Origin of the sequence: Kitasatospora sp. NPDC056138 (assembly GCF_042264695.1) — a bacterium.
Taxonomy (GTDB): domain Bacteria; phylum Actinomycetota; class Actinomycetes; order Streptomycetales; family Streptomycetaceae; genus Kitasatospora.
The window spans coordinates 1-5471 of sequence record NZ_JBHJVK010000144.1; the positions used below are offsets into that span (position 1 = coordinate 1).

The window sequence follows — 5471 nt, forward strand, 5'->3', positions numbered from 1 at the left end:
CGTGAGGGTCGTGAGCGGATCATCCTGTCCGGGGACATCCCCTCGCCGGCGAACCCGCCGTCGGGCTGCCGCTTCCGTACCCGCTGCTGGAAGGCGGAGGAGCGGTGCTCGACCGAGGTGCCGCTGCTCGCGGTGCCCTCGCTGGAGGGTCCGGCGGCGCACGAGTCGGCCTGCCACTTCGCCGCGGTGCGCGAGGTCGAGCAGAGCGCTGCCTGACAGTACGTCACGTCCGGGGCCCGGTTCGCACATCCGTGCGGGCCGGGCCCCGCGTTTTCCGGGAACGCCGAGGGTGGCCCATCCGGAGGTACCCCGGTCGCGCCGCCAGGGCCACGCGCTTCTCATGGGGTGTGATCGTCACACACCCCGAGGAGGAGATTCATGCCTACGGTCGCCCGAGTGCGCTTGGCCGTGATCGCCGCGACGTCGGTGGCGCTGGTGGCCACCGGGTGCAGCAGCAGCTCGGGCGGTGGTGGGGGCGGAGGTGGAGGCGGCGGAAGCAGCAGCGGAATCGTCACGGCCTGGTGGGGCGACCCGCAGAACCCGCTCGAACCGGCGAACACCACCGAGGTCAACGGCGGCGCGGTCCTCGACATGATCTTCACCGGCCTGGTGGCGTACGACCCCAGGACCAGCAAGCCCGGCAACGCGATGGCGGACTCGATCTCCTCCACCGACCAGCAGAACTGGACCGTCAAGCTCAAGCCGGGCTGGAAGTTCAGTGACGGCACGCCCGTCACCGCGTCCTCCTTCGTGGACGCCTGGAACTACGGCGCGCTCTCCACCGACAAGCAGGTGGGGTCCAGCTTCTTCCAGTACATCCAGGGCTACAGCGAGGTGGCTCCCCCCTCCGGCAGCCCCACGGCCCGGACCATGTCGGGCCTGAAGGTCGTGGACGACACCACCTTCACCGTCGCGCTGAGCCAGAAGTTCTCCACCTGGCCGCAGACCCTCGGCTACGCCGCGTACTACCCGCTCCCGAAGAGCTTCTTCTCCGACCACGCGGCCTTCCTCGCCAAGCCCGTGGGCAACGGGCCCTACACGATCACCTCGTGGACCAAGAGCCAGCGGATGCAGCTGCGCCCGAACCCGGACTACTCGGGCAGCAACAAGCCGAAGAACAGCGGCATCGACCTCAAGGTCTACACCGACACCAACGCCGCCTACGCGGACCTGCAGGCCGGGAACCTGGACGTCAACAACGGTCTGCCGAACAGTGCGCTGAAGACCGTCCAGTCCGACCTCGACGGACGGTTCCTCAACCAGCCGGCCGGGATCATCCAGACCATCTCCTTCCCGCTCTACCAGCCGAACTGGAGCACCGAGGGCGCCAGGCTGGTCCGCCAGGGCATCTCGATGGCGATCGACCGGGACACCATCAGCAGGGTCGTCTTCAACAACACCCGCACCCCCGCGACCGACTTCACCTCGCCCGTGCTCGGCAGCTCCGGCGGCTACCAGGCGGGGCTCTGCGGTGACACCTGCAAACTGAACGCGGCCAAGGCCAAGCAGCTGATCCAGCAGGGCGGCGGGATCCCCGGTGGCCAGCTGACCATCAGCTACAACGCCGACGGGCCGCACAAGGACTGGGTCGACGCGGTCTGCAACAGCATCAACAACGCGATGGGCGACACCAAGGCGTGCGTCGGCCGCCCGGTCGGCACCTTCGCGGACTTCCGCAACCAGGTGCACGGCAAGCAGATGACCGGGGCCTTCCGGACCGGGTGGCAGATGGACTACCCGCTGATCCAGGACTTCCTGCAGCCGGTCTACGTGACCGGTGCCTCCTCCAACGACTCCGGCTACGCCAACAGGGCGTTCGACGACAAGGTCGGCCAGGCGAACGGCGAGGCGGACCCGGCGAAGGCGGTCAGCGAGTACCAGGACGCGGAGCGGATGCTGGTCACCGACCTGCCGGCGATCCCGCTCTGGTACCAGAACGGCACGGTGGGCTGGTCGTCCCGCGTCTCCAACGTGATGCTGAACCCCTTCAGCGTCCCGGTCTACACCGAGATCACCGTCAAGTAGCCGGTGACGGCGGCCGGTTCACCGATGTGGTGGACCCGGCCGCCGCCGTATCGACGGCCGACTGGAGGTTCGTATGGGCCGCTACGTCATCAGACGCCTGCTCCAGATGATCCCGGTCTTCATCGGGACCACCTTCCTGATCTTCGTCATGGTCCACGCCCTGGGCGACCCGGTGAACGCGCTCTTCGGCGACCGGGCGCCGGACCCGGCCGTCGCGGAGCAGATCCGCGAGCAGTACAACCTGAACGACCCGCTCTGGCTGCAGTACCTCAAGTACATGGGCAAGCTGTTCCGGTGGGACTTCGGGACCACCTTCAGCGGCCAGTCCGTCACCTCGCTGCTGGCCACCGCGTTCCCGACCACGCTGAAACTGACCGCGGTGGCCTTCTCGATCGAGGTGCTCTTCGGGATCGGCCTCGGGCTGCTGAGCGGCCTGCGCCGGGGCGCCTTCGCGGACAACGGCGTACTGATCCTGACCCTGGTGGTCATCTCCATCCCGACCTTCGTCACCGGCTACGTGCTCCAGTACCTGTTCGGCGTGAAGTGGGGGGTGGCGCCCGCGACCGTCGGCGACCAGGTCACCCTGGGCCGGCTGATCCTGCCGGGTGTCGTGCTGGCCTCGGTCTCGCTCGCGTACGTGGCCCGGCTCACCCGGACCACGGTCGTCGAGAACGCCCGCGCCGACTACGTCCGCACCGCCGTCGCCAAGGGGCTGCCGCGCCGCCGGGTCGTGGTCAACCACCTGCTGCGCAACTCGCTGATCCCGGTGGTCACCTTCCTCGGCACCGACCTGGGGGCCCTGATGGGCGGGGCGCTGGTGACCGAGCGGATCTTCAACATCCACGGCGTCGGCTACTACCTGTACCAGGGCATCGTCCGTCAGAACACCAGCACGGTGGTCGGCTTCGTGACCATCCTGGTGATCATCTACCTGGTGGCCAACCTGCTCGTCGACCTGCTCTACGCGGTCCTGGACCCGAGGATCCGTTATGCCTGACCAGGAGAGGTACAACGACTCCGACCCGCTGGCCGAGGCCGGTACCGAGGAGCTGGAGATCCAGAGTGCGGTCGAGAACCGGACCTTCGACCTCGGCACCATGGAGGCGCAGTCGGTCCTGAAGAACGAGCGCCTCCTGGGCCGGCCCGCGGTGCCCGGCGCGGACGACCGGGTCGAGGCCCGCAGCCTCTGGCAGGACGCCTGGCAGGACCTGCGCCGCAATCCGATCTTCATCATCTCCGGGCTGCTGATCCTCTTCCTGGTCGTGATGGCGATCTGGCCCAGTTTGCTGACCTCGACCGACCCGCTCAGGTGCGACCTGTCCAAGTCCCAGCAGGGCGCCTCCGCCGGGCACCCCTTCGGCTTCGACAACCAGGGCTGCGACGTCTACGCCAGGACCGTGTACGGCGCCCGTGCCTCGATCACCGTCGGCGTCTGCGCCACCGCCGGGGCGGCCCTGCTCGGCACCCTGATGGGCGGGCTGGCCGGGTTCTTCGGCGGCTGGTTCGACTCGGTGGTCTCGCGGCTCGCCGACGTCTTCTTCGGCATCCCGATCCTGCTCGGCGGCCTGGTCTTCCTCTCGGTGGTGCCCAGCCAGTCGATCTGGATCGTGGTGGCCTTCATCGTGGTGCTCGGCTGGCCGCAGATCGCCAGGATCTCCCGGGGCTCGGTGATCACCGTCAAGCAGCAGGACTACGTCACCGCCGCCGAGGCGCTCGGGGCCGGCAGCGGGCGGATGATGCTGCGGCACATCCTGCCCAACGCGGTGGCCCCGATCATCGTGGTGGCCACCATCGCGCTCGGCACCTACATCGCCCTGGAGGCCACCCTGAGCTTCCTCGGCGTGGGGCTCAAACCGCCGACCGTCTCCTGGGGCATCGACATCTCCTCGGCCTCGGACTCCTTCCGGAACGCGCCGCACATGCTGCTCTACCCCGCCGGGGCGCTCAGCATCACCGTGCTGGCGTTCATCATGCTCGGCGACGCGGTCCGCGACGCCCTCGACCCCAAGCTGCGTTGAGGAGGGCGAACGATGGCTACCAGTGTGAGCAGTCGGCAGAGCGAACCCCGGGGGGCGCGGTCCGGCGACCAGGACGCGCCACTGCTGCAAGTACGTGACCTGCAGGTGGAGTTCCGTACCCGGGACGGTGTGGCCAGGGCGGTCAACGGGGTCAGTTACAGCGTCCGGGCGGGGGAGACGCTGGCGGTGCTGGGGGAGTCCGGCTCGGGCAAGTCGGTCACCGCGCAGGCGGTGATGGGCATCCTGGACACCCCGCCCGGCTTCGTGACCGGCGGTGAGATCCTCTTCAAGGGTCGCGACCTGCTGCGGCTGAGCCAGGACGAGCACCGGAGGATCCGTGGCTCGCAGCTGGCGATGATCTTCCAGGACGCGCTCTCCTCGCTCAATCCCGTGCACTCGGTGGGTTACCAGCTCGGTGAGATGTTCCGGGTGCACCGGGGTGCCTCCCGCAAGGAGGCCAAGGCCAAGGCCGTCGAGCTGATGGAGCGGGTGCGCATCCCGGGGGCCAGGGACCGGGTGAACGACTATCCGCACCAGTTCTCGGGCGGTATGCGTCAGCGCATCATGATCGCGATGGCGCTGGCGCTCGAACCGGATCTGATCATCGCGGACGAGCCGACCACGGCGCTGGACGTCACGGTGCAGGCGCAGGTGATGGAACTGCTGGCGGAGCTCCAGGCCGAGTACAACATGGGCCTGATCCTGATCACCCACGACCTCGGTGTGGTCGCCGACGTCGCGGACAAGATCGCGGTCATGTACGCGGGCCGGATCGTGGAGACCGCACCGGTGCACGAGCTGTACGCGCGCCCCGCGCACCCGTACACCCGGGGGCTGCTGGACTCCATTCCGCGGCTGGACCAGAAGGGACAGGAGCTCTACGCGATCAAGGGGCTGCCGCCCAACCTGCTGCGGATCCCGCCGGGGTGTGCCTTCAACCCCCGCTGTCCGAGGGCGCAGGAGATCTGCCGTCATGAGGTGCCGAGGCTCTTCCCGGTCACCGAGGACGACGGAACCGCGGTGGCCGGGCGGGGCAGCGCCTGTTTCTTCTGGAAGGAGACCCTCCATGACTGAGCCGATCCTGGAGGTCAGGGAGCTGGTCAAGCACTTCCCGCTGACCCAGGGCATCCTCTTCAAGAAGCAGGTCGGCGCGGTGAAGGCGGTCGACGGCATCTCCTTCGACCTGATGCACGGGGAGACCCTGGGCATCGTCGGTGAGTCCGGGTGCGGGAAGTCGACGCTGGCCAAGGTGCTGATGAACCTGGAGGCTCCGACCAGCGGTTCGGTCAGGTACAAGGGGGAGGAGATCTCGCGGCTGAGGGGCGCGGCGTTGAAGGCGGTGCGCCGGAACATCCAGATGGTGTTCCAGGACCCGTACACGTCGTTGAACCCGCGGATGACGGTGGGTGACATCATCGGGGAGCCGTT

The 5471-nt window shown here is 68.3% G+C and carries 6 protein-coding genes; all 6 read left to right on the plus strand.

The window, feature by feature from the left end; translation table 11 throughout:
* Positions 1-216: oligopeptide/dipeptide ABC transporter ATP-binding protein (locus ACFC1R_RS38440; protein WP_375946371.1), on the plus strand; the 216-nt coding region annotated here is incomplete at its 5' end.
* Between the two features lie 162 nt (positions 217-378).
* Complete coding sequence (locus ACFC1R_RS38445; RefSeq protein ID WP_375946372.1) at positions 379-2025, plus strand: ABC transporter substrate-binding protein; 1647 nt, start codon at positions 379-381, stop codon at positions 2023-2025.
* Between the two features lie 73 nt (positions 2026-2098).
* A complete protein-coding gene (locus ACFC1R_RS38450) occupies positions 2099-3022 on the plus strand; it encodes an ABC transporter permease (protein ID WP_375946373.1) in 924 nt (307 codons plus the stop codon).
* A gap of 100 nt (positions 3023-3122) precedes the next feature.
* Positions 3123-4043, plus strand: a complete 921-nt coding sequence (locus ACFC1R_RS38455) for an ABC transporter permease (protein WP_375946376.1) — start codon at positions 3123-3125, stop codon at positions 4041-4043.
* A gap of 12 nt (positions 4044-4055) precedes the next feature.
* On the plus strand, positions 4056-5117 hold the full coding sequence (locus ACFC1R_RS38460) for an ABC transporter ATP-binding protein (protein ID WP_375946374.1): 1062 nt from the start codon (positions 4056-4058) through the stop codon (positions 5115-5117).
* Positions 5110-5471, plus strand: a 362-nt coding sequence (locus tag ACFC1R_RS38465) for an ATP-binding cassette domain-containing protein (RefSeq protein WP_375946375.1), incomplete at its 3' end; no start/stop codon positions are given. The genes ACFC1R_RS38460 and ACFC1R_RS38465, both read left to right, overlap by 8 nt.